The sequence below is a fragment of the Lentilactobacillus fungorum genome, assembly GCF_016860605.1.
In the GTDB taxonomy this organism is placed as follows: domain Bacteria; phylum Bacillota; class Bacilli; order Lactobacillales; family Lactobacillaceae; genus Lentilactobacillus; species Lentilactobacillus fungorum.
This window is the reverse complement of the sequence record NZ_BNJR01000012.1, coordinates 276342-302487: the sequence shown is the minus strand read 5'-3', so window position 1 is coordinate 302487 and position 26146 is coordinate 276342. Positions and strand designations below refer to the sequence as shown.

At 41.3% G+C, this 26146-nt stretch carries 22 protein-coding genes and 1 tRNA gene; 17 read left to right on the top strand and 6 right to left on the bottom strand.

Going from position 1 to position 26146, the window contains the following annotated elements; translation table 11 throughout:
- Positions 1-88 precede the first annotated feature (88 nt).
- From nhaC to YK48G_RS06990, 3 genes are all read right to left on the bottom strand, one after another.
- Positions 89-1507: a Na+/H+ antiporter NhaC gene (gene nhaC, locus YK48G_RS07000; protein WP_203629994.1), complete on the bottom strand. Its 1419-nt coding sequence runs from the start codon at positions 1505-1507 to the stop codon at positions 89-91.
- Between the two features lie 567 nt (positions 1508-2074).
- Complete coding sequence (locus YK48G_RS06995; protein ID WP_203629993.1) at positions 2075-3454, bottom strand: MFS transporter; 1380 nt, start codon at positions 3452-3454, stop codon at positions 2075-2077.
- 227 nt (positions 3455-3681) lie between these two features.
- The gene (locus YK48G_RS06990) at positions 3682-3978 is read right to left on the bottom strand and encodes an ArsR/SmtB family transcription factor (RefSeq protein ID WP_203629992.1); all 297 of its coding nucleotides are present in this window, start codon (positions 3976-3978) and stop codon (positions 3682-3684) included.
- Positions 3979-4335: 357 nt separating this feature from the next.
- Between YK48G_RS06990 and YK48G_RS06985 the strand changes: the two genes are divergently transcribed.
- From YK48G_RS06985 to dnaB, 4 genes are all read left to right on the top strand, one after another.
- Positions 4336-5727 (top strand): amino acid permease, encoded by a 1392-nt coding sequence (locus tag YK48G_RS06985; RefSeq protein ID WP_203629991.1) that lies wholly within the window; start codon positions 4336-4338, stop codon positions 5725-5727.
- 214 nt (positions 5728-5941) lie between these two features.
- Positions 5942-7954 (top strand): DHH family phosphoesterase, encoded by a 2013-nt coding sequence (locus tag YK48G_RS06980; protein ID WP_203629990.1) that lies wholly within the window; start codon positions 5942-5944, stop codon positions 7952-7954.
- A 36-nt stretch (positions 7955-7990) separates the two neighbouring features.
- Positions 7991-8443 carry a 50S ribosomal protein L9 gene (gene rplI / locus YK48G_RS06975; protein ID WP_203629989.1) on the top strand — a complete coding sequence of 151 codons (453 nt, stop codon included), beginning with the start codon at positions 7991-7993 and terminating at the stop codon, positions 8441-8443.
- Between the two features lie 174 nt (positions 8444-8617).
- Complete coding sequence (gene dnaB, locus YK48G_RS06970) at positions 8618-10006, top strand: replicative DNA helicase (protein ID WP_203629988.1); 1389 nt, start codon at positions 8618-8620, stop codon at positions 10004-10006.
- Between the two features lie 137 nt (positions 10007-10143).
- On the opposite strand, the gene YK48G_RS06965 is transcribed toward dnaB, so the two are convergent.
- A tRNA-Lys gene (locus YK48G_RS06965) sits at positions 10144-10216 on the bottom strand.
- Positions 10217-10471: 255 nt separating this feature from the next.
- On the opposite strand from YK48G_RS06965, the gene yycF reads away from it, so the two are divergent.
- The 6 genes from yycF to YK48G_RS06935 all read left to right on the top strand — a co-directional run bounded on the left by yycF (position 10472) and on the right by YK48G_RS06935 (position 17393).
- Positions 10472-11188: a response regulator YycF gene (yycF, locus tag YK48G_RS06960; RefSeq protein ID WP_203629987.1), complete on the top strand. Its 717-nt coding sequence runs from the start codon at positions 10472-10474 to the stop codon at positions 11186-11188.
- A gap of 33 nt (positions 11189-11221) precedes the next feature.
- Positions 11222-13075: a cell wall metabolism sensor histidine kinase WalK gene (walK, locus tag YK48G_RS06955; protein ID WP_203629986.1), complete on the top strand. Its 1854-nt coding sequence runs from the start codon at positions 11222-11224 to the stop codon at positions 13073-13075.
- Positions 13065-14363 (top strand): YycH family regulatory protein, encoded by a 1299-nt coding sequence (locus YK48G_RS06950; protein WP_203629985.1) that lies wholly within the window; start codon positions 13065-13067, stop codon positions 14361-14363. Before walK ends, YK48G_RS06950 begins: the two co-directional genes overlap by 11 nt.
- 17 nt (positions 14364-14380) lie before the next feature.
- The gene (locus tag YK48G_RS06945) at positions 14381-15217 is read left to right on the top strand and encodes a two-component system regulatory protein YycI (RefSeq protein WP_203629984.1); all 837 of its coding nucleotides are present in this window, start codon (positions 14381-14383) and stop codon (positions 15215-15217) included.
- Between the two features lie 19 nt (positions 15218-15236).
- Positions 15237-16040, top strand: coding sequence for an MBL fold metallo-hydrolase (locus YK48G_RS06940; RefSeq protein ID WP_203629983.1), 804 nt, complete (start codon positions 15237-15239; stop codon positions 16038-16040).
- A 96-nt stretch (positions 16041-16136) separates the two neighbouring features.
- Complete coding sequence (locus tag YK48G_RS06935; RefSeq protein ID WP_203629982.1) at positions 16137-17393, top strand: S1C family serine protease; 1257 nt, start codon at positions 16137-16139, stop codon at positions 17391-17393.
- Between the two features lie 6 nt (positions 17394-17399).
- Here the strand turns inward: YK48G_RS06935 and YK48G_RS06930 are convergent, their stop codons facing one another.
- A complete protein-coding gene (locus YK48G_RS06930; RefSeq protein WP_203629981.1) occupies positions 17400-17582 on the bottom strand; it encodes a hypothetical protein in 183 nt (60 codons plus the stop codon).
- A gap of 600 nt (positions 17583-18182) precedes the next feature.
- Here YK48G_RS06930 and rlmH point away from each other — a divergent pair.
- Together rlmH and YK48G_RS06920 are read left to right on the top strand one after the other, a co-directional pair.
- The gene (gene rlmH, locus YK48G_RS06925) at positions 18183-18662 is read left to right on the top strand and encodes a 23S rRNA (pseudouridine(1915)-N(3))-methyltransferase RlmH (protein ID WP_203629980.1); all 480 of its coding nucleotides are present in this window, start codon (positions 18183-18185) and stop codon (positions 18660-18662) included.
- Between the two features lie 102 nt (positions 18663-18764).
- Positions 18765-19529 (top strand): glucose 1-dehydrogenase, encoded by a 765-nt coding sequence (locus YK48G_RS06920; RefSeq protein WP_203629979.1) that lies wholly within the window; start codon positions 18765-18767, stop codon positions 19527-19529.
- 163 nt (positions 19530-19692) lie between these two features.
- On the opposite strand, the gene YK48G_RS06915 is transcribed toward YK48G_RS06920, so the two are convergent.
- Entirely contained in the window at positions 19693-21096 is a 1404-nt protein-coding gene (locus tag YK48G_RS06915; protein ID WP_203629978.1) for an FAD-binding oxidoreductase, read from the bottom strand.
- A gap of 381 nt (positions 21097-21477) precedes the next feature.
- Here YK48G_RS06915 and cobT point away from each other — a divergent pair, with 381 nt between their 5' ends.
- From cobT to tyrS, 5 genes are all read left to right on the top strand, one after another.
- Positions 21478-22521 carry a nicotinate-nucleotide--dimethylbenzimidazole phosphoribosyltransferase gene (cobT, locus tag YK48G_RS06910; protein ID WP_203629977.1) on the top strand — a complete coding sequence of 348 codons (1044 nt, stop codon included), beginning with the start codon at positions 21478-21480 and terminating at the stop codon, positions 22519-22521.
- Positions 22522-22709: 188 nt separating this feature from the next.
- Entirely contained in the window at positions 22710-23381 is a 672-nt protein-coding gene (locus YK48G_RS06905; RefSeq protein ID WP_203629976.1) for a hypothetical protein, read from the top strand.
- A 666-nt stretch (positions 23382-24047) separates the two neighbouring features.
- Positions 24048-24293: a hypothetical protein gene (locus YK48G_RS06900; protein ID WP_203629975.1), complete on the top strand. Its 246-nt coding sequence runs from the start codon at positions 24048-24050 to the stop codon at positions 24291-24293.
- 54 nt (positions 24294-24347) lie between these two features.
- Complete coding sequence (locus YK48G_RS06895) at positions 24348-24581, top strand: helix-turn-helix domain-containing protein (RefSeq protein WP_203629974.1); 234 nt, start codon at positions 24348-24350, stop codon at positions 24579-24581.
- A 200-nt stretch (positions 24582-24781) separates the two neighbouring features.
- Positions 24782-26038, top strand: coding sequence for a tyrosine--tRNA ligase (gene tyrS / locus YK48G_RS06890; RefSeq protein WP_203629973.1), 1257 nt, complete (start codon positions 24782-24784; stop codon positions 26036-26038).
- The last annotated feature ends 108 nt before the right edge of the window (positions 26039-26146 follow it).

Here is a 26146-nt window from a genome sequence, read left to right as displayed (position 1 = left end):
CAAGAAACAGTCATCACCTGATTACAACATAAAAAACGTTTGAAACAATGATGACGTTTCAAACGTTTTTATCATGATTCCACTGTAATTAGTTTTGAGCGGGAACAACCTTGCCATTTTTTGTAATCGTTTCAGAGACGGTCGTCTTTTTCAGGCCAATGCCGGTAAAGCCGCTAAGCAATGATAAAACTGGGCATAAGAGGCTAAAGAAGACGAACGGCAAGTATTGAATTGTTGGGACGCCCAACGTATTGGCAATGAAGACACCGCCAACGCCCCAAGGAACTAGGTAATTAAGCACGGTGCCGCCATCTTCTAAGACCCGCCCAAGGGCTCTGCTGGCTAGGCCGCCGTTATTAAAAGTTTTCTTAAATGCTCGACCGGGTAAAATGATCGAGAGGAACTGCTCACCAACAAAAATATTAACGCCAATGCAAGCGCCTAAAGCGGCAGTTACTAATTTAGCCGGGCTGTTAAGATGTGAGGCTAACGGGGTCATAATTGCGCCAATGAGGCCAAAATGGACTAACAGGCCGCCCAATGAGAGGGTTAGCACGATCAAAGCTACCGTGGGCATCATGCTAACGATGCCACCTCGTGATAAGAGTAAATTAACTTCGCTATTTGACGTTTTGGCAACGAAGCCGTTGGTAATAATGTTGCTGGCTTTGGTGATGTTTAAACCGGGATTATTGAGAAACATCATTGCAGCGGAAACAAAAATGTTGAGCAGCATTGTTGGAATGGCGGCCATTTTAAAGGCGGCACAAACAAAGACAAGGATAATTGGAATTAATGAAATAATTGAAATGTGAAAGTCACTGCTCAGAGCCGCAACGGTTGTGTTGATTTTAGCCATATCAGCATGGTTGTGGCCTAATCCCAAAGCAGCAAACGCAATGGTTGAAATGACTGCGGCAGGGATTGTTGACCAGAGGATAGTTTTCATGTGATCAAATAAATCAGTATCGACAACGGCGGCAGCTAAATTATTTGTTTCGGAAAGTGGGGATGATTTATCACCGAAGACGCCGCCGGCAACGATAGCACCGGCAACTAATGCTGGGTTAAAGTTCATTGTCACGCCGATGCCAAAAAAGGCGATGCCCACTGTTGAAACTACTGTAAAACAACTGCCAACGGCTGCCCCCACAAGTGAACAAACGAGAAAGACAGTTGGCAAGAACCATTGGGCACTGATGGCTTTAAAGCCGATGACCATTAGGGTTGGAATGGTTCCAGCAGCGATCCAGGTACTGATCATGGCCCCAATTAAAATAAAAATGACAATTGGAATAATTCCTTTATCAATGCCATCTTTAATACCGGCGTTAATGGCGTTCCAGTCAAACCCGGTCAATTTGGCCCAAAAAATAACGACGGTAATTGCGAGTAAAACTGGTACTTGTGGAGACAAATGTAAGGCAATCACGCCGGTTCCCATGATGGCTAACGCAACAATTAAAACAATGGCTGATTCTCTTAGACTGATTTTGCTATTTTTCATAATGATAACCTCTTTTTTAGTGAGCGAAGCCAGGCGATTAGGGATTGGCATGTCAGTCACTGCGAGAAAAAATTTTCAATTTCAAAATTTTTTCCGAGGGATTGATGCGCAGATTCCTGTCTGGCGTAGCTGTCCTTTGTTAGGGATTGGCGAACGTCAATTCTTTTTTCATCACCGTTGTGTCAAATCCAAATTCATTTCACAATAAGGGTAGAAAATGGTTAACCAATACCGACTAAGGCCCCCATTAGTTGTTCTTTGTGTCATGGTTAGTCGCTCCTCTCATAAGTAGACAAAAAATCGTCCCTATCGCATTAATTAATGCAATAGGGACGATTTTTAACCGTGGTACCACCCAACTTGTGTATTCAACAAATACACCGCTCACTAGAAGATAATGGATTCTAGTTATTGACCATTGTCGGGAATTACGGTATTTCGTCTCCCTTACCCTGATTGGCTCGCAGCAGCCGCCAACTTCCTGACACCCAGATAAGGAACTACTTGATGTAACTCGACTTTAATTATTGGAATGAGTATAAAACTTGGTGAGAAAAATTGCAAGAATTATTTACGGCGGGGGACAATCAACCCAGTTGTTTTTAAACAAAGCGCGGGGATAATTCCTAGTAGCGAGATGACGGCCGCACCAATCATTGCGGCATTAAAACCGACTGAAAATACGTCGGCGGCGGTTGCGCTCCCATAAGCATAGAAAATAATGACTGAAACAGTTACGCCAATTGCCCCGCCAAATAAACGAAACATATTGTAAATTCCTGAAGATTGACTAATAAATTTTTGCTCAACCGCACCAACAACGGCTTTTTGGAGAGCGGGTCCTGCCAAGGATAACCCAGTTCCAGCAATTGCTAATGGCACCACAATATTTAAATAAGAGGTGCTAGGGCTGCTAATTATGGCAATCCATAAGTAGCCAATTCCTTGCATTGTCAATCCAATGGTGCCGATTAGCCGTTCGCCAAACTGGTCTACGGCCTTGCCAGCAAATGGTGCAATCAACACCAATGTTCCCGTCCATGGCAGCATCTTCAAGCCAGCGCTAAGAGCGTTTGAGTGATTAACGATTTGGAAGTACTGGGGAAGAAAAAAGACGACCCCATACATTGAGGCATACAATAAGAATGTTGAAATATTACCACCGCTAAATGGGGATCGTTTGAAAAGGTTAAGTGGCACCATAGGATGGACTTCTTTAAGTTGCCGAAGGAGAAAAACAATTGCTAACAAGCCACTGATGATGCCAATAATCATGGTTGAGCTTGAAATGTTTTGGGATCTACTTTCGGAAAGTGCCCAAATTAATCCTGACGAAGCTAGGATGATGAGGATTGAGTCGATGATGTTTAATTGAGTGCCTTGTACAATCGTTTCTGGCAGTTTCTTTTGTGAAAAATAAATACCGACTAAACCAATAGGGACATTGATCCAAAATATCCATTGCCAGGTTAAGTTAGCGACGATCATGCCGCCAAGAGCTGGTCCAACAATTAAAGCGAAGCCACCAATTCCACTCCAAATGCCTAAAGCTTTGCCACGTTCTTGAGGTGCTAATGCAGAAGTCAGGATTGCCATTGACATGGGTGTCATCACGGAGGCACCGGCGCCTTCAATAATTCTGGCAATAATTAACATAGTGATATTGCTGGATAGAGCACAAGCAATTGATCCAATGACAAAGATAAGAATGCCAATGTTATAAATCTTTCGATGGCCAATTTTATCCCCAAGTGCAACGCCAAAAAGAAGGACAGCTGCAATAGTCACATTATAAGCGTTCAAGGCCCACTGGAGCTGGCTGACGGAGATATTAAAATCATTTCTAATAGCTGTCGACGCGGTGGTTACAATCATTGAATCCATCATGGACATAAAAAATCCCAGTGATGTGAGTGCGAGAATCCAAGTTGAGTGATGTTTTTTCACGATAAGCCTCCAAATTAAGTTTAATAGTTCAAATACTTTTGAACTATATTGAAGACTACCATATGATTTTTAGGCCGTCAATCTATATTTGGATTGCTCGCGAAAAGTTGAGTGGGTGCCAGCATATCGGATTAGTCATGATTTCAGACTAAAAAAGTTGATGGCGGTTAGTTAAAACTAACCACTCATCAACTGATTTCGTGCGAAGTTGGACTTGGTAGACAGAACTATAAAGAATCCAAAAAATGATTCACGTATTTTTCAAAGGTATCGTAGTTTAAAGAAACGTACTTTTCCCTTGAATCTTTTCGGGTAATTGTTAAGCCGGCCTCTCTTAAAACTTTAAAGTGATATGAGCCCGCCGATTTACTCATTTTAATGACTTTGCTAACATCACCACACGTTGTCTCTTTATTCACCCTCCTTAGGTAGCGAATAATTTGAATTCTAATCGGGTCTGCTAACGCCTTAAAAATTCGCACTCTTAATTCGTCTGTTTGTTGTGCATTTAGTTCAATAATCATAATACTATTATACTTTTATGGGTTATTATTTCAACTCTTATGATTTAAGCAGGGCTTCTTCATGATTTACAGGTAATTTGGTAATCATAAGCAAGAGAAAAACCAATTTGTTGTCAAAAAGTGGCGCTTGTACCTTTCGGTTGGTAATTGCTAAAATGCTGGCTAATTATCAAATAATGTAAAAAAATATAACATCATTCCCTAATAATAATTAATAAATCAACAAAAATTCCTACTTTTATAACGAAATGTCATTATAAATAACATCCATTTTCAAATTATGATAAGATACCAGCATTAACATGAGAACAATTTTAACCATAATCTTATTTATATCTTATCTTCAGGAGGATGCCTATGAAATCAAAAATTACGGAGAACCAAGACGGCACGATGCGGGCTTTGAGTAATCGCCACGTGCAGATGATCGCAATTGGCGGCACGATTGGGACCGGCTTATTTTTAGGATCAGGTAGTACAATTAGTAAGACCGGCCCGTCGGTGATGTTAGTGTACGTTGTTTTAGGCCTTTTCTTCTTCTTTATGATGCGAGGAATTGGCGAGATGTTTTATTCTGACCCGTCACAACATACATTTGTCTCTTTTATCTCGCGATACCTTGGTCCTACGGTTGGCCACTTTACCGGCTGGACGTATTGGATTGGGCTGGTTTTTGTCTGTATGGCAGAATTAACCGCGACGGCGACTTATGTTCAGTATTGGTTCCCCCACGTTCCAGCTTGGCTGATTGAAATTGTATTTCTCGGCATTTTAGCGGGGGTTAATTTAATCGCCGCCCGCCTATTTGGCGAAGCAGAATTTTGGTTTGCCATGATTAAGATTCTTGCCATTTTAGCAATGATTTTTACTGGGATTTTTATGATGGCTCAAAATTCAGTTACCCCACTAGGCCATGCGACGCTCGCAAACGTTTTTAACAATTTCACGTTGTTTCCTCACGGCATTTATAGTTTCATTTCAGCCTTTCCAATGGTGTTCTTTGCCTTTCAAGGTATCGAATTTGTCAGCATCACGATCGGTGAGGCGAAATCACCTCATCAAGTGATTAAAAAAGCCGTTAATGAAACTTTATTGCGAATTTTGATCTTTTATATCGGCGCTTTGATTGTCATCATGGGAATTATTCCCTGGACGTCAATTTCGCAAAATGCCAGTCCGTTCGTTCAAGTTTTCAAATTAGCTGGTTTTCCAGCCGCCGCTGCTTTAATTAATTTTGTTGTTCTGACATCAGCCGCTTCGGCACTCAATAGTTGTATCTTCTCAGCTGGCCGTCATTTTTACCAACTAGCAACTGAAGTGCCTGCCGATAGCTGGTTACGTAAAAATTTTGCTAAAATTTCTCGAAATGGTGTCCCGGCTAATGCAATTATTTTCTCAGCCATCTTGGTATTAATTACCCCTTTAATGAGCCTAACAAGTGTTTTAAGTTCTGTTTTTACGATTGTGACTGGGGTTTCCAGTGATATGTACATTATTGTGTATACCTTGGCACTCTTGGCTCATCGAAAATATCGGGCATCCAGTGACTTTTTGCCTAACGGGTTCTTAATGCCGGCGTATAAACTCATGAGTCCATTAACAATTGGCTTTTTCGTAGTGGTCTTTTTCACCCTTTTCTTCATTCCAGAAGACATTTTTGGGGCGGTGGGCGCGATTGTTTGGACCGTTGTCTTTGGCGGTGTGACCTACTTACATCAGCATAAGTTAGTACCAAGTACAGATCAGTAATGATTTAGTGAAGCATAGTTATGAATTAAGGAGTCCGCAAGTTTTAATTGTTGGGCTTCTTTTTTGGGCATTGGGCAATTGATTTTAGTTAAATTCGTTGAAATCATAGTAAAGCGCTAGCGTGGACAATAAATCCAAAGAGTGGCAAGTCATCGCCCAATTTGATTTTATGGTAAAATAAAACCATTAAGCACATTGAGTAAGAGGACATAAAATGAAAAATTGGTTTGCACATAATGACGGTGAGCTACCACCGTTTGTTCATAATCGACGGCTTCGGCGAATCATGATATTTATTGCCCTAATCGTTATTTATGGCGTCGTCGTTTCATTTCTCTATAATATTCTTGTGTCAGCGATCATGGTAATCATTAGTGTGATTGGCTTAGTTTACACAATTGTGATGATGAATGAGATTAGTTCTGATACCAATCGCTACATTACTGATTTATCATATCGAATTCATCGTGGTGAGCAAGAAGCGTTACTCGAAATGCCGATTGGTGTCATGGTCACGAATGGTGATGGCTTGATTGAATGGACGAATCCTTATTTGATGCAGTATTTTAAGGATGAAAACGTGTTAGGCAAAAAGATTGTTGATATTGACCAAGACTTACAGCAATTGGTTATGAAGTATGAAGAATCCAACGATTTTCATACCATCACCTGGCGCGGCCACAAGTTTACCCTGTTGATTCAAAAGGAATACAATTCAATCTACATGATGGACGTTACGAAGTACGCTAATATTCAGGAACGCTATGAGTCTGAGCAAATTTCCGTTGGTCAAATTTTCTTGGATAACTACGACGAAATTACGCAGTCAATGACTGATCAGGAAATTTCTAATTTAAGTAACTACGTCACCAATGAATTGGCAACTTGGTCTCAAAAATATGGCATGTACCTGAAGCAAATTGATGATGACCATTTCTTCTTGTTAGCATACGCAAAGTCACTCACGGCGATTGAAAACGATAAGTTTAATATTTTGGACGTCGTGCGAGAGACCACTTCCAAGCAAAACTTCCCGTTGACCTTAAGTATTGGGATTGCTTATGGAGAAGATGACTTAAATAGCTTGGCCGATCAGGCACAAAGTAATCTTGACCTCGCATTGGGTCGAGGCGGTGATCAAGTTGTGGTCAAGTCACTGGATGGGACGGCCCGCTTCTATGGCGGCAAAACGAACCCAATGGAGAAACGGACTCGGGTTCGGGCACGAATGATTTCTCAAGCTTTAAACGAATTAATGAATGCATCTGATCAGGTCTTTGTTCAAGGACATACGCGACCTGATATGGATGCACTGGGCGCTTGCCTTGGGATTCGCCGAATTGCGCAAATGAATAATAAAAAGTGTTGGATTGTCTTAGACAAAGAAAAAGTTCATTCGGATATTCAACGGCTACTGGAAGCCGCAAAAAAATATCCTGAAATTAACGATTCGATTATTACCCCAACAGAAGCGTTAGAAAAAGCCACTGACAGCAGTTTATTGATCATGGTGGATCACTCTAAGCCATCCATTAGTATCTCTCAAGAACTATACGAGAAAATGGCCCAGCGCGTGATTATCATCGACCATCACCGTCGAGGAGAAGAATTTCCTGAGAACCCAATGCTGGTTTACATCGAACCATATGCATCATCAACGTGTGAGCTGATTACTGAAATGTTTGAATACCAGCCTCATGAAGAAGAACCGATTAATCGAATTGAGGCAACGGCGATGCTAACCGGGATCTTTATTGACACCCAATCATTTTCAATGCGCACCGGGACGCGAACGTTTGATGCAGCTAGTTATTTGCGGTCGGCGGGAGCGGATTCTGACGAGATGCAGCAGTTGATGAAGGAAAATATCGATAATTATTTACAGCGCAACCATCTGATTTCAATGGTTGAATTCTTCCATAAGAATATGGCGATGATTGTTGGTGAAGAAGATCGGGCGTATGACCCGGTAACCGCAGCTCAGGCTTGCGATTCACTGTTGACGATGTCGGGTGTTGACGCGTCATTTATTATTACCAAGCGTTCCGATGGTAAAATTGGTGTGTCTGCGCGAAGCACCGGCTCAATTAACGTCCAGATTATTATGGAGCAAATGGGCGGCGGTGGTCACTTATCGAGTGGGGCCACTCAAATCGAAGGCAAGTCCATTGCCGATGTTAAACAATTACTGCTTGAAACCATTAAGTATATCGATGATAATGAATAAAGGTATTTAATTTGAGGATAGTAGGAGTGATCGATTGTGAAAGTCATTTTTCTAGAAGACGTCCGTGGTAAGGGTAAACGTGGTGAGGTAAAAGAAGTTCCTGACGGCTATGCTCAAAACTTTTTAATTAAAAACGGCAAAGCTAAACGGGCTTCCCGCGCTGCGATGAGCCAACTTGAAGGTCAGCAACGGGCTGAAAAGAAACGCGAAGAAGAAGAACTTGAAGAAGCCAAAAAAGTAAAGGCCCAATTAGAAGATGACAAGACAGTGGTTGAATTATCTGCTAAGGCTGGCACTGATGGCCGATTGTTCGGATCAATTCCAAGTAAGCAGATTGCCTCTGCCTTAGATAAGCAATATGGCATTAAACTGGACAAGCGCAAAATTGAACTGGCTGATCCAATTCGGGTCGCTGGTTATACCAATGTCCATGTCAAATTACGACCTGAAGTAGAAGCTCGAATTCGCGTTCACGTGGCAGAAAAATAGCAATAAAAGCGACTAGCAATTAAGCCAATCAAAGCCAGTTCCGCCAGGAAAGGGTTTGATTGGCTTAAATTCTGGTATGAACGATTGGGAGCTGCTATTTTTTTGCTACTGATGAGAAAATGAGCTAGAATGTCCATACTGAACTTTTGGTTGTTTAATGAATGAGGAACTTAAATGAACAATGATTTTGTAAATGAGTTACCGCCACAAAATATTGACGCGGAAAAGGCGGTTCTAGGTGCCATTTTTTTGAGCACGGATGCTTTAATTGAAGCCATGGAATATTTGGAGCCCGATGATTTTTACAAACGGGCACATCAAATTATTTTTCAAGATATGGTGGAGTTAAACGATCGTGATCAAGCCGTTGATGTTGTGACGATTACCAATTTATTAACTGAACAGAACAATTTGGATGATGTTGGCGGCATGGAGTACATTGCCGACCTGGCTGGCTCGGTTCCAACCGCTGCTAACGTTGCTTACTATGCCAAGATTGTCAAAGACAAGTCGTTACTGCGGCGCTTGATTCAAACGGCGACCAATATTGTGACCAATAGTTACAACACTGATGATGATATTACGACCGTCTTAGACGACGCCGAACGTGATATTATGAACGTTGCCGAGAACCGAAATCAGTCTGGTTTTAAGGCAATTAAAGACGTTTTGAATAATACGTTTAATGAGATTGACCGGCTATCTCAAGAAGGTGATACGGTTACTGGGCTGTCTACTGGGTATCCAGAGCTTGATAAGATTACGACGGGCCTGCATGACGATGAATTAATCATTTTAGCCGCCAGACCAGCCGTTGGAAAAACAGCCTTTGCGTTAAATGTTGCGCAGAATGTCGGCACCAAAACCGATAAAACCGTTGCGATCTTTAGTTTGGAAATGAGTGCCGAGTCCTTAGTTAACCGGATGCTATGTGCGGAAGGCAGTATTAATGCAAATCATCTACGGACTGGCCAGTTGACTGAAGACGAATGGCAAAATCTGGTGGTCGCCATGGGCAGTTTATCTAGAGCCAAGATCTTTATTGACGATACCGCAGGGATTAAGATGTCAGAAATTCGGGCGAAGTGCCGTCGGTTAGCAAAGGAATCAGGGGATTTAGGCTTAGTGGTTGTTGATTACTTGCAGCTGATTGAAGGCAGCAACGCCGAAAACCGGCAACAAGAAGTTTCCGGGATTTCCCGCCAACTAAAAAAACTGGCCAAAGAGCTCCATGTCCCAGTTATTGCTTTATCACAACTTTCTCGTGGCGTTGAGCAACGGCAAGATAAGCGGCCGGTATTATCTGATATTCGAGAATCCGGCTCAATTGAACAAGATGCCGACATCGTTGCCTTCTTATACCGGGATGATTATTATCGGGATGAAGACGAGGACGATGATGACCAATCCAGTGGGTCGAGTGGCGAAGACGATGAAAACGATGTGGGTGAAGTTGAAGTTATCATTGAAAAAAACCGGTCGGGTCCGCGAGGGACGGTTAAGTTATTATTTGTAAAATCGTATAATAAGTTTTCATCGATCTCATATGCCCAGCAAGCATAAAAGGATCGAGACAGTCAAAACCAACGCTGTTGCTTGACTTGCCTCGATCCTTTTCATATAATCAAATTTTGAGCAAAAAAAATAACAACCATGGCTGCAAGCAGCGGCATGATCGTTATTTAGTAGTATGTAATAAATGGGCAGTCAGGGGCTCGAACCCTGGACCCACGGATTAAGAGTCCGTTGCTCTACCAACTGAGCTAACTGCCCATCACTAACCGACTTAAATATAATAGCATATGAAAAAAAGTTTTGCAACAGGTTTTCCAAAAGTAATTGTTGTTTTGAATTTTCGAAGTATCTTTAGAGAATTTCATCGGCCGCAAGATAACGTTATCTCGTACAGATCCAGCAACGTTCGGCTTTATTCTCCCTAGAAGCACCTGTGTTATAATAGCAACATGTTGGTGTGCGCAAATTCATGAAAAAATAACAATCTAAAATCCATGTTAGGAGAAATTGTTAATGGCAAAGAAAATTTTAGTAGTTGACGATGAAAAACCGATCGTCGATATTGAGAAATTTAATTTAACCAAAGAAGGCTATGAAGTTTCCGTAGCCTACGATGGTGAAGAAGCACTGCAGCAAGTGAAGGATGTTGATCCGGACCTGATCATCTTAGACCTTATGCTGCCAAAAGTTGATGGCTTGGAAGTTGCCAGAGAAGTTCGAAAGACAAAGGATACTCCTATTATCATGGTAACGGCTAAGGATTCTGAATTAGATAAGGTTCTTGGCCTGGAACTTGGTGCCGACGACTACGTTACCAAGCCATTTTCTAACCGCGAATTAGTTGCCCGGGTCAAAGCAAACTTACGGCGCCAGGGCACCAATAATAGCAGTTCCAACGAAAATGATGATAATCAAGATATCAAAATTGGTGATTTGGTGATTCACCCAGAAGCTTATTCGGTTTCCAAGCGTGGTGAAAACATTGAATTAACTCACCGGGAATTTGAATTACTGCATTACTTGGCACAACATATTGGCCAAGTGATGACTCGAGAACATTTATTACAAACGGTTTGGGGCTATGACTATTTTGGCGACGTTCGAACAGTGGATGTAACGGTTCGCCGTTTACGTGAAAAGGTTGAAGACAGCCCGAGCCATCCAACCTGGTTAGTAACCCGCAGAGGGGTCGGTTATTACCTCAGGAACCCAGAAAGTGACCAAGCATAGCATGAATTTAAACGTAAGGGGTATTAGCTGGTTGTGAATAATCGAATCAAGTTTTACCAATCAATTAAATTTAAGATAGCGCTGGTTTTCGCCCTGGTACTACTCGTCACACTTGAAATCGTGGGGGCTGTCTTCGTGAGGCAGCTGGAACATCAAAATTTATCGACGTTTAAAAATCAAATTCAGTTGCAAACTTACGTGACCAATTCATTGACCACGCAATTGTCGCGGACAAATGAAACCGCAGCGAATCGGCGAATCCGGACAATCTTAAACGATTCCGGCAGCCCAAATAACGCTCAGTATCAAGTTATCGACACCAAAGGAACCATTCGCGGTACTAATCAGGTGAATAATCAAGCAATTGTTGGCCAAAAGACGACGGATGATAACGTTAAAAACGCGATTTACGGGCGAACGACAATTGAAAAGAACACTTATGATTCGACGACGGACACACGTTATTACACGTTGATTTCACCGTTAATCAAAAGTTCTGGCAATAACAGTACCTTAGTTGGGGTTGTTTATACCAAAGCCAACCTTGATGATGTGTATCAGACCATTAATAATACGACCGTGATCTTCTTGTTTGCCGCGTCGATTGCGATCATTTTGGGATTATTAATCTCAATTGTGATTTCCAGAGCGATTACACGGCCAATTGAAGAGATGAAGAAGCAAACGATTCGAATTGCCCGGGGTGATTATTCTGGTCAAGTCCACGTTTATGGTAACGATGAATTAGGCCAACTGGCTAGTGCCGTCAACAACCTCTCAGTGAGGGTTGAAGAATCTCATGAATCGACTGAATCTGAACGGCGCCGATTGGATTCGGTGTTAGCGAACATGACTGATGGTGTGTTAGCAACGGATCGCCGGGGAAATGTGATTATTATTAATGAAACCGCCGCTAGTTTTTTGAATCTTGATGAGAATCAAGCGATGGGTCAATCCATTCTTGATGTCTTAGATATTCGAAAAGACTATAGCTTGCGAGATTTACTTGAAAAACCGGACGAATTAATTTTGGACTTCTCAAGTGATGATCATAGTTTGATCTTACACGCGCATTTTTCGCTTATTCAACGTGAATCAGGATTTATCAGTGGCCTGGTTTGCGTTTTGCGAGATATTACCGAACAGCAGCGAATTGACCAAGATCGCAAACAATTTGTTTCCAACGTTTCCCATGAGCTTCGAACACCGCTAACTAGTGTTCGTTCTTATATTGAGGCTTTGTCCGATGGTGCTTGGAAAGATGAAAAATTAGCGCCCAAATTTTTGAAGGTGACCCAAGACGAAACCGACCGGATGATTCGGATGATTAATGATTTACTGACATTGTCCAGAATGGATTCAGGCACCCAAAAAATGGACGTTGAATTAGTTAATATTAATGAACTGTTTAACTATGTCCTCAACCGCTTTGATATGATTCTTAAAAAGGATGATCATCCTGAAAAAACGTATACGATTCAACGCAAATTCACTAACCAAGATCTTTGGGTTGATTTAGATACTGATCGTTTTACCCAAGTTCTCGATAATTTAATGAATAATGCGATTAAATATTCACCGGATGGTGGCGTCATTACTTGTCGATTGTACGAGACTCGCAATAAGGTTATTTTAAGCATTAGTGACCAAGGCCTGGGAATTCCGCGAAAAGATATTCCCCATATTTTTGACCGATTTTACCGAGTTGATAAGGCCCGTTCGCGACAACAAGGCGGCAGTGGCCTTGGATTAGCCATTTCAAAAGAGGTGGTTGAAGCGCTTAAAGGCCAACTTTGGGTAGAAAGTGTCGAAGGCAAAGGGTCGACCTTCTATATTGCGTTGCCATATGAGCCAATCAAGGAGGAGGACTTGTGGGATGAAGTTTAGCAAATACTTGATACCAATTGCCTTAACCATTGCGGTTATTGTCAGCCTCACTCTTTCAATGGTTTTGTGGACGAATCCGGCTAATTATCGAAGTAAACAAAGTCCGGAACAAAATTCGCAAACTGAGACCATGATTAAGCCTAAGCGCTATGTTTACACGCCTATCCAGGCTGTTTATACCAATAATGCAGGTAAGCAGCACATCTTGGTTAATCAATTGGTCAACGTTGTTTCTGAATTAAAACGGACGATTCGGGATTATCAAAAACCTAAAATATCCCGGTACAGCAGCGGCTCAAAGGAAACGTATTTTAAGATTGCTAATCAACCTGGATCGGTCATGTTAAGTTACCCGACGCCGGTATCAATGAAAATTTTAAATCTCAACGTTGGCAACCGGTTTAAAAAGTTTCCGAATTATACGGTTAACCGAATTATCTTGCCAACCAACGATTCAACTAAGATTTACTTGTTGAATGATCAGGGATTTAAAGTCTATCAAGTAAAGGTTAGCAAGCATTCTTTAAAAGCCCTGAACAAGGTTTTAACAATGGATATGCGAACAATCCCGGCATCCTTTAAGCTGTTTAATAATCAGCCGTTGGTTTATGTAAATACCACGGTGCAAATGCAGCCTTATAAGTACTTGATTGACCGGCAATCAGAGGATTATTATGTTAGCCGGTTATTGACAGATGATGATTCTCAAAGCGTCAACGCCAAGCGGCGAAAAAACGTTGTGATTTATGGCGATCAAAGTTCCCTTCAGCTGTTATTTAATTCAAAAACCCGCATGGGTCGTTTTTCTGATTATCGGCCAAACAAAAACAAAAAGAACATCACCTCGGTTTTGACTAATTCCTATAACAAGTTGTCAGACTTGGGATTATCATTAGATAATGTGCGTTTCTTTGATTATGATACTCAAACCAGAACAGTGATGTATCGAACGTTTGTCCAAGGGTTTCCGATTTTTCGGACTAATGGTTTTGGAACGATTTCAACGCGAACAATTAATTCAAGCGCTCAAAGAATGGATTTTTCTTTAGATAATCCAGAAGTGCCAATTCCAAGCAAAAAAGGGTACCTTACTTTACCTGCAACTGAGGTTGTCTTAAAACGATTAGCTGACCATGGCTATAAGCGCCAAGCAATCAAAAAAATTCAGCTTGGCTATGGTTGGAAAAAAGATAGCACGTCACCGCTCTTAGTTGACCTTAACCCAGACTGGTATGTTTACTATAAAGGGCGTTGGCACAGCTATACAGAGATGATGAATCAGTACTAGGAAAGGAGGGGAGCCCGGTGAACTTTAGAAGAATTGAGATTATTTTTCTAGTAACCTTCATTGCGATTGATATCTTCTTATTTGGAATGTTCGAAAAAAATAATGACTTACAAACCGAAAACGTGTCCCAAGGTGACTCAAACTCTAAAATCGTCAAAGAAATGCGAAATGATCAGATTAAAGTAGACGATGTATCGAATAAAAAGGGGTTTGCTTATTACATTTCCGGCACACAAAATGACGTTTTGCGAAACCAAATGGGGCAGCTGGTCAATCAGACTCCCCGCTACATTGATCATGAATTGGAAAGTGAGTTTAAAGAACCGATTACGGTTAGTAAAGACGCGCCTCAAAAGACGGTCAATCGAATGTTAAGTGATCCAACCTTTATTTTGTTTGGAGATCAGTACACTTACAATAAAGAATTATCAACCGCTAGAAATTTGGTGTACTCGCAAAAAGCAATGGGCAGCTTGATGTATTCATCTGAAGCTCAGATTAAATTTACGTTGAACACCAATTACCAAATTGTTAGTTACACCCAAACGTATCTTCAAGGTATAAGAAGCTTGCGGGAAAAATCGGAAACAATCTCCGAAACCCGTGCATTAATCTGGCTATATCAGTATAATGAAATACCAAACAACACTAAAGTTGCCTGGACCCGGTTAGGATATACGAAGTTGTTGTCAATTGATAATGACCGAGTCTTTATTCCGACCTGGATTATTGCGATTAAGCCTCAAAATTCGACTCAAACTCAAATTAAGCGGATTAATGCGTTTACTGGTGGCATTATCAAAGAAACGGATGAAAATTTAAAGAACAGTCAAAGTTCATCTGAAATTAACTAATGTTGGGAAGGCTTTAAGAATGGATAACGATGAAATGCAAATCAGTGTCCTTGCCAGCGGGAGTACTGGTAATGTGACATATATTGAAACGCCGCAGCACAAAATCTTACTAGATGCAGGATTGAGTGGTAAAAAGATTGCGCACTTGATGAGCTCAATTGGTCGTGATCTCAATGATGTAGACACATTATTGGTTACTCATGAACACTCAGATCATCGACAAAGCGTCGGTGTCTTGGCTCGGCGTTATAACTTAAACGTTTATGCAAATCAGGGAACCTGGGATGCAATGAGTTCTCGGATTGGTAAAATACCAACTGAAAAGAAAAATATTTTTCCGCCAGACACGGTTAAAGATTTTGGTGATATTGATATCGAAAGCTTTTCAGTCTCCCATGATGCTGCTGAGCCGCAATTTTATGTATTTCATCATAAGAACCGATCCTTCGTGGTTTTAACTGACACAGGTTATGTCTCGGATCGAATGGAAGGTGTCATTAAAGATTCTGATGCTTATCTTCTGGAATGCAACCATGATATTGAGATGCTGGAAAATGGTGAGTACTCGTGGCCACTAAAGCAGCGGATTCTGGGCGACCAGGGTCATTTATCAAATGAAGATGGAGCCAACACAATGTTAGATGTTATTGGCAGAAGGACCAAGAAAATTTTTCTGGGTCATCGCAGTCAACATAATAACATGAAATCTTTATGTCACTTAACAGTAGCTTCTATCTTGGCTGATCATGATTTGGGAGTTGGCAAGGACTTCAAATTATATGATACTGAGCCAGATCAGGCATCACCTTTAATGATTGTTTAGATTTCCTTTAAAGATTCCTAAAGTTTTAAACATACTTTTTTCAATAAAAAAAGGTATTATGATATTGTAATGTAAAAAGAAAAGGGGGAACACTAATTGGCCCAAAAAAATGGTATTGGAAAAATTATTGCAACAGCTGTCATTGCCGGCGCACTGGGTGGTGGCATCACTTACGGCGGTATTTCATATTTTGATAATAGTAACAGTAGTACTGGAACCGAATTAATTTCCGGTAGCAATAAAAATGGCAACACTAAGGTTTCTAACATGAAAGTTAACCTTAGTACACAGGCTGAAAAGGCTTTTAACGCTACTAAAAGTACGGTTGTTTCGGTTATTAACCTGCAGCGGGAAAGTCAAAGTGATAATACCTTGGCTGGGATTCTTGGCGGTGACACGTCCTCTTCGAGCAAGAGTAAAAAAAGTGGTGAACTGGAAGCTTCCAGCGAAGGCTCAGGCGTGATCTACAAGAAGAGTGGCAACACCGCATATATTGTAACCAATAATCACGTGGTTTCCGGTGCTAGTGCTTTGGAAATCATTTTAAGCGATGGGTCAAAGGTTTCCGCTAAGATTGTTGGTAAAGATGCCGTTACTGATTTGGCAGTTATCAAGATTAGCTCCAATAAGGTTAATAAAGTTGCAACCTTTGGTGATTCCGACAATATTAAAGTTGCCGAACCAGTTCTAGCGATTGGGTCGCCACTTGGTTCTCAATACGCAACTTCTGTGACCCAAGGGATTATCTCAGCTAAGAAACGAGAAGTGCCGCAAACTTCGGAAAGTGGTCAACAAATCGGTAACGCAACCGTTATTCAGACGGATGCGGCAATTAATCCTGGTAATTCAGGCGGCCCGCTGATCAACTTGGCTGGTCAAGTAGTTGGAATTAACTCGATGAAGTTAGCTTCGGATCAACAGGGAACAAGCGTTGAAGGAATGGGCTTTGCAATCCCAAGTAATGAGGTTGTCACCATTATCAATCAATTGATTAAGAATGGTCAGGTTGTTCGCCCAGCATTAGGAATTGGCTACACGGATTTGTCTAATATTTCAGAAGAGCAGCAACGCTCTGTATTGAAGCTGCCAAAGAGTGTCACTCAAGGAGCTGTTGTCCTTCAAGTAAATGCAAACTCGCCGGCTAAACGGGCTGGAATTGCCAAGTACGATGTGATTACAAGCTTAGATGGCACCAAGATTACCGAACAAAGTCAATTGCGTGATATCTTGTACAAGCATAAGATTGGCGATAAGATCTCGGTTACTTACTATCATAAGGGTGAAAAGAAGACTAGCACCATTACCTTAAACCAAAAGGCAACGAATAAAGTATTAAGTGAAGCAAGTAAATAATGAATTTTATAACGGCTCGTTCTCGATTTGAGAGGAGTCGTTTTTTAGGTTGGCTACTGGTGGTACTGGAATCAATAAAATGACGCCATCATCAGCTTGAAAAACGTGATAATTTTTGGCTTGTGGTTGAATGGTGGCGGGAAGAAGAAAGGCATTCATGTGATTGATAGATTGAATTTTAACTGACATTTGATCACCTCTAGTATCTAAAATACGAAAAGAAGCGACGAAGTTTGTGGTTTTAAAAAATAATGAGAGAAACGGAACGTTTTGTTCATTTAATCGGCTGTTTAGACACGTTTCCGAACGATTGGGGACGGTTAAATGAATCTTGCAACTTACATTATTGCTAAATCCGAACTTCTGTGTAAATTTCATGTAAATAATTAACTAACAAATTAAAACGAAAGTAGTTGTTCACATTTGGCTTGTGGATAACTATGTGGATAATTCACAGGCAAGTTACAAATATTGATTTATGGACGCTAATAAGTTATCCCCCAATTGTTAAAAGTTATCCACAGAATTTGTGGATAACTTTTTTTGCTTTAAAAAATGGTTTTGTTTGCTGCTTAAATTGCTGCTATAATAAGGTTTGCGGTTGATGATTGCGAACGAGTGTTTTCCACAGTTGTGTGGATAAGTTTTTTAGTGCTTGACAAATTCGAAAAAAATGCGGGGTTCAAAAATAATGATTATACACATTAACTTGTGGATAACTTTGTGGACAACTTGTTTATAAACAGCTTTTTGTACACAAACTAAATGACGTTGAAAGGAATTTTTGAATTGAATATCAAATTAGTCGTGGTTGGCAAATTAAAGGAAACTTATTTTAAGAAAGGAATCGCTGAATACGCGAAGCGGTTATCGCGATTCTGTAAGTTTCAGATTGTTGAAGTTCCCGATGAAAAGGCGCCAGAATCTTTGAGTCAAGCAGAAATGAATGAGGTAATGGATAAAGAAGGTTCGCGGATTTTGGCTAAAATTAAAGATCGCGAGTACGTTTATGCACTTGCGATCTTGGGCAAAGAACGCTCATCTGAAGCCTTTGCGAAGGAAATTGCTGACTTAACCACTTATGGTCATTCCGACATTACGTTTGTGATTGGCGGTTCGCTTGGCTTGTCAAAACATGTTCTCGATCGAGCGAATACCCAGATTTCATTTGGAAAGTTTACATTGCCACACCAGTTAATGCGGCTAGTGTTAACCGAACAGATTTATCGCGCGTTTATGATTAACGAAGGGAGTCCATATCATAAGTAAGCATTTCACTGATGATTTTATAAGTCGTTTATTTTTACTCAATGCAGACATACTTCTATAATAAAATTGTAAGCGATTTATAAACTAAAGGAGATGGTTTTCATGGCTGATCGTTTAAATGGAAAGGTTGCTATTATAACCGGTGCGGGATCTGGTATGGGGGCAGCAATGGCAAAATTGTTTGCTTCTGAAGGGGCTCACATCGTTGCTGCGGATTTAAATATTGATAGCGCTAATGAAACGGTTGCTGCTATCAAAGATGCAGGCGGACAAGCATTCTCAATAAAAACCAACGTTGCTGATGAAGATAGCATTAAAGAAATGTTTCAGGCGGCTAAAGCACATTTTGATCATATAGATATTGTTGTTAATAATGCTGGGATTATGGATAATATGGCGCCAATTGGAAATGTTACTGATGATATGTGGAAAAAAGTATTCGCCGTAAACACAGATAGTGTGATGTACGCAACACGAGAAGCAATTAAAGAATTCTTACCAAAAAAGCAGGGAGTTATTTTAAACATTGCCTCTGCCGGTGGAACTCATGGCGCTCGTGCTGGGGTTGCATATACGGCATCGAAGCACGCGGTTGTTGGAATTACCAAAAACACAGCGTATATGTACCAAAATGATGGTATTCGAACAAACGCAATTGCTCCTGGTGGAATTAAAACCAACATTGCAAAGTCAATGGGAAACGTTGATGAATTTGGATTCAAACGTCAATCGACTGGAATGGCAACTTCGCCGGAACCGGGAACGGCTGAAGAAATTGCTAACACTGCTTTGTTCCTAGTTTCCGATGAAGCCCGATATGTTAATGGCGCCATTGTACCCGTAGATGGTGGCTGGACTGCCTATTAATTCAATAAGAACTAGTAACGCCCTCATTGATTGGTCAAAAGGCCAATCAATGAGGGCGGCTTACTATCGATAGTTGTTAGCTAATGAGTACGTGAAATTTGCAACCAGCAAGGACCTGTTTTAAATTGAATTCTTTATCATCGTAGCTGACAACTTGAAGCGTTTAATCAATCTTTCGCTTTGGATTCAAAATGTTCATTGGATCAAATAACGCCTTAATTTGATGCTGAATCATATCGACGTCATCACCAAGTTCTTCGTTATTCCATTGATTCTTTAGTAGGCCAACCGCGTGTTCACCTGAAATGGTGCCACCCAGTTTAAGCGCCTTTCTAAACATCAACTGAAGCGCTTTTTGAACGGCATCAGGGATATCGTCGCTATCATCATCAGTTTTAGTCCAAACGATCGTCGGGTGGACATTACCATCGCCCGCGTGACCAGCCGTATAAATTTCCAAGTGCAATTGATCGGCAACTTTCTTAATATAATCCATCATCTCAGCTAGTTTGGATAGCGGTACGGCCATGTCTTCCATAACGTGTTGGCCATTAGCAAAGACGGCCGGCAACATGTCTTGTCTGAGTTTGGTAATTGCGGCAGCTTCCTTTGGATCAGTGGTTAGTTGTAAGTTTTGGCCGCCGCGTTTTGCCAAAATGTTTTCGGTGGTTTTGAGCATTTCGTCATTGCTGCTGTCGAGTCGCAAGATTAACATTGCCCCGGCATTTTCAGAATAATGGGTGCCTTCGTATTTATCCAAGGCCTTCACGGTGTCAGCGTCCAATGCCTCCAACATGGACGGATAGGCACCAGATCCCCTTATTTCTGTGACGGCAGTGGACAATGTCTTCATATCCTTAAAGAACGCTAATCCCATAATGGAACTGCCAAGCGGAATTGGAAACAGGCGAACGGTGATTTCAGTAATGATTCCAAGGGTTCCTTCCGAGCCAACAAATAACTGAGTAAGATTGTAGCCAAATGCTTGTTTTAGACTGCGGGAACCTAACTGAATTTCTCGCCCATCGGCTAAAACAACTTTTAAGCCTAAAATAGAATCCTTAGTTGTGCCATAGCGAACAGTACTCATCCCACCGGCGTTGGTTGATGCGTTACCGCCAATCGACGAAATCTTTTTGGACCCTGGATCCGGCGCGTAAAAGAGCCCAAATTTTCGAGCTTCATCGTCTAATTCCTGATTAATGACGCCTGGTTCAACAACCGCAACTTGATCAGCTTTATTAATTTCTTTGATGTGATTCATTTTAGCGGTTGATAAGATGAAACTGCCAGCAATCGCGTCTGATCCAGACACCGTACTGGTAGCTGTCGTTCTTGGGACAACTGGAATATGAAACTTCCTAGCGGTTTTCAAAACACCTTGGACGTCCTTAACGGTTTTAGCCTCGATTAATGCTAACGGCAGACCATCGGCTAATTTGACGCCGTATTGATCATTTTCTGCCTGCTCAAGAAAATCAGGGCTGATATTAACCCTTCCAGTTGGAACGTTTTCTTTAAGATCCCGAATAATTTCACTATTTGAATAAGCAACGAATTTATTCATATTGGTACACCTCTCCATTCTCATGCAGTGAGCGGAGCCAGGCGCATAGAAATCCTGTAGATAAGTCTTTTTGAACGGGAATTCCTCATTCTGGAATTTTTGACTAAGGAGACATATCTGTCATTTTCTGCCCGGCATAGCTGTCCGATTCATGTTCTGTTTTTATCATAGTCTGAACGAAATCGATTGCCAGAATTTTGACCTGACTTTATCAAGTGAACAAAATAATTCTACGACTTTTTGGAATTAGCATTATTTTGTTTACTGAATGCTTGGATTCGCAAAAAAGTAATAATAATCAGGTAAGATCAGACCGCGGCTTTAATGGTATATTAGCTTCAAATTAATGATGGCACAATTGGCAATCAAAGGAGCTTGAATATGTTAGAAAAACGAACAGGGTTAAAGCCCATTTCAGAAGCTGCAATTGAAGAAATGCAAACTAAATTGGATCATAAGTGTAAACCGATTGGCGGCTTAGGAAAACTTGAAATCCTAGCTGATAAACTTGCCGGAATTGAAGGAACGGTTGATATTCAAACGGGAAAACGAGTTTGTCTAGTGTTTGCTGCCGATCATGGGGTTGAACGAGAAGGCGTCTCAGCTACTCCGAGAAATGTAACGGCCTTGCAGGCGGTTAACATGATGGCCGGCAATACCACCGTTGCCGCAATTGCCAAAGCAAATCGATGCGCGGTTCAAGTAATTGATGTCGGCATCGATGCGGATGTAGCTAATTCTAAAGTGTTAAATCGAAAAATCAGAAGGGGGACAACTGATATGCTGCAGGGTCCCGCAATGACTCGAAAAGAAGCTGAACAGTCAATCCAAATCGGGTATGATGTTGCCAGCCAAGCGATTGATGATGGGAACCAAGTTTTGGCAATTGGGGAACTGGGAATTGCCAATACAACTGCCTCTTCAGCAATTATTGCAGTGATGCTAAACGAACCAGTTGCAAGTGTCGTTGGCCGAGGATCGAATATTTCGGATCAGCGGCTTCAACATAAAGCAGACGTGATCGAAGCAGCCATTGCCAAGTGGCGACCAGATGCAGCAGACCCAATTGACGTTTTAAGTAAGGTTGGTGGGTTCGAAATTGGAGGTAAAGTTGGTGCCATGATTTGCGCGGCCCAAAATGGCGTACCGTTGATTATGGATGGATTCATTTCGGAAGCTGCATTAACAATTGCTGAAGGGCTGTACCCGGGCATTAGTCAACACCTGATTGCTTCTCATGCTTCAAAGGAGCGAGGCACCCAACTGGTCATGCAACGATATGGACTGGACCCATTATTAGAACTTAATATGGCTGTCGGAGAAGGAAGCGGCGCTGTGCTGGTATTATCATTAATTGACGCGGTGCAATCGATTTTAAAGAATATGAATACCTTAGAGGACTTGGATGTATTTTTTACGAAATAAGGCAGTTTATCAGATTTTATCAGCAAATCAATTTTGATGTTTCACGTGAAACAAAACAAATTCACATTTTTTGCCGTCAGTAACTAGCAAGGTGTGGGTGACTAATTTCTTCATCTATTTCCGCCTTCTACCATCGGTGTTATCATGTAATTGCTCATTATTTAGAAGCTAAAATGGGAGGCGGCACCATGCAATTCATCACTGCAAAAAATGATTTACTATTAACGGAACGGATCGAGAAAAAGCCGATGCTACGGACGCGATTTACCAATCAAGCCTACTTTGTTTTGGCGGCTTTACTGGACTTGATTGACCAACGCATTTTATCAATAAGGAATAATCAGCTGGCGATTGAAAATGAGGAAAAGTTGACGCATTTACCTGCCTATTTAAATGGGCTAAAAGCAAAGATCACGGCGGCGGTTAAACAAAAGCAGCCTCTCGAAACTGCTTTGGATTTCATTACCAGTTGGGATATTGCGAACGAAATTTATGATGGTATTGGCAGCGAGTTGCTTGAAAGTGGGCTGGTTGAAAAGACGTCAGTAAAAACGAATTTGGATACTCACGTCATTTATTTGCCAACGGCGGCTGCTAGGAATCAAGTTATTACCAGCCTTAAGGAACAAATGAAAATTCGCAAAATGCAGCCGTCAGCAATCAATTTGGTGATCATTTATGAGCAGTTGAATGCGCTAAAATGGCTATTTCAAGATAAAACTGAGTTGGCTGAACTTACTCGAAATTTCCATCAAAATGTTGACAGCCTTCTGTTTTATCAGCAAAAAAACCGGTTGGTAAAGATAGCCCAAGAAATCATCACTAAGAAAAAGTTTTGGTATGATTCGTGGCTGAGCTGATATGAGCCACTTTTTGTTGAATGATTATGAAAATTCAACCAGTTGTCATTGCATAGATATTCAAGGGCATTGGCTAATTAAATCCTTAATCAGTCCGGATTTGGGACATTAAAATCTTTTTTTATCGTCAAAATGGGTGTCCGACAAATTAAATTATCTTGAAGCAAAAAGATTAAAACTATTGAAATTCTCATTTTTGCATGTTAATCTATGGTCAACATCAATCGTACAGGTTTTTAAATAAGTAATGTATCGTCTCGGTGTGAAGAGAAATAGTGGCTGGTGAGAACTATGCAGGGCGATATGATGAACTACAAGAACCGGGTGCGCGGTGACTTCAACGATATTTGGAGTTAAGAGCAGGGTATTTGACGACCCTGAATTAGGGTGGTACCGCGTAAAAGGGCGTCCCTTCGTTATGAGTTTAGCGAAGGGGCGCCCTTTTTGATGTTATTAAGGTGAAGGTAGTGGCTTACAGATCATAATTGAAAGGTGGGCGTTTTGATGAAATCGACAGATACAACAATTCATTGTCCAGAATGTCATGACATTGAGTTTATCAAAAAAAATGATGGTAGCGTTGTTTGTGCTGAATGTGGCCATGTAATCGTCAGCTAGGTAAAACAATTGTCACTTATAGTAAAAATCGTGAAGGAGGAATGTTTTATGGCACACTTAATGACGCGGCTGCAGCGGCAATTAACAAGTCCAATGGGGCTTAGGGTTAGTTTGCACGCCTTGTTTTTGATACCATTGGTTGTCATCTTATTGATGGCAAACTGGGCCAATCTAAATTTGATATCGGGATTAATCTTGTTCATCATGGCTGTATCGTTGCTGGTTGGGCTGCACAAGCTAGCCAACCAAATCGCATCGGTGATTGAAAAGGGTGCGGATAATCATTTCAGTTAGGGATTATTTTGACTGGGAACGACAGTTTTTGGATACTGGAATGGGGGCGAAGTTATGATTGACCTGAATGACCCGGATATTATGTCATCGACAGAAGCGGCAAAGCGTTGGCATAAAGCCGATGATTACGTGCGGCAAATGTATCGTAAAACGCCATGGAAGTTTCCCAAGGGGAGCATCCGAAAATTCGGCAAACAACTAGTGGTTACCCGGCAAGGAATGGAACACGTTACCGGCGTCACGGAAATACAAGCCCAAGAAGGCGCGAGGCGAAAGCAAGTAAGCTAGTCTTTTCAGTAATTGAAGAGGTTAGCTTTTTTATTTACTGAAAAAACATGGTGTTTTTCTGAAAATAAAGATGCTATAAATGAGAATATGTGAAATTGATGAACAGCATCCCAACCAGAATTTAGTTGACACTATTGACCAGCTTGCTTATGTTTGTGGAGGAATTTTCCACAAATTTACTATTCCGGAGGTTATGAATAATGAATATTATCGATGAACTAACTTGGCGAGGGGCCGTGAATCAACAAACTGATGCGGAAGGGTTAAAGAAATTGGTGAGCAGCCGGCCAATTTCATTGTATTGTGGGGTGGATCCAACCGGTGACAGCATGCACATTGGTCATTTAATCCCGTTTATGATGATGAAACGCTTTGAGCTGGCCGATCACCATCCATATATTTTGATCGGTGGCGCTACTGGCAGCATTGGCGATCCCAGCGGCCGCAAATCTGAGCGACAATTGCAGACGATGGAAACGGTCCAACACAATGTGGCCGCTTTATCTGCCCAAATGCAAAAATTATTTGGTGGGGCTGACCACATTTCTTTTGTGAATAATTACGACTGGCTGTCAAAAATCTCGCTGCTCGAGTTTTTGCGGGATTATGGCAAGCTGTTCAATATCAATACCATGTTAGCCAAAGACATTGTTGCCAGCCGCCTTGATGTCGGCATTTCTTTTACGGAATTTGCCTATCAAATTTTGCAGTCTGTTGACTTTTTAACATTGCACAGAAAATACAACGTGCAATTGCAAATCGGTGGGGCTGACCAATGGGGCAACATTACAAGTGGAATTGATTTGATTCACAAAGTTGCCGGCGCAGATGCTGAAGTCTATGGGCTAACGATTCCGCTGATGCTTAAGGCCGATGGTACTAAATTTGGTAAGACGGCCGGCGGAGCTATTTGGTTGGATGAAAAGAAGACGTCACCATACGAATTTTATCAATTTTGGCTCAATCAAGACGATCGTGACGTCATCAAGTATTTAAAATATTTTACTTTTTTGGATCAAACGGAGATTACTGAAATTGAGCGGCAATTAAAAACGCACCCAGAGAATCGTTTGGCTCAAAGACGCTTGGCAGAGGAAGTTACTCGGTTCGTCCATGGCGAAGACGCATTAAAGTCTGCTCAGCGAATCACCGATATTTTGTTTGCTGGCAACATTGGATCGTTAAGTGCCACGGAAGTACAAGCAGCTTTTGGCAAAGCGCCCAGCGTTGAAATTACGTCAACCCCTAGTGATATCGTGACGCTGCTGGTAACTACCGAAATTGAACCATCCAAACGGCAGGCGAGAGAAGACGTTACAAACGGTGCCATTACCGTTAATGGCGTGAGAATTACTGATGTAGATCAGGTAATTGACCCACATGACAAGTTTGACGGTCAATTTGTCATTATTCGGCGGGGGAAAAAGAAGTACTTCTTAGCTCATGTCCAGGATTAAATAAATAAAATTTTGATTAAAAAAATATTTAGTCATTTGGATAACCGATACCGGTTATCCTTTTTTAATGCGTGCAGCCGTTGTCAATGATTTTTTGAAAATTTAATT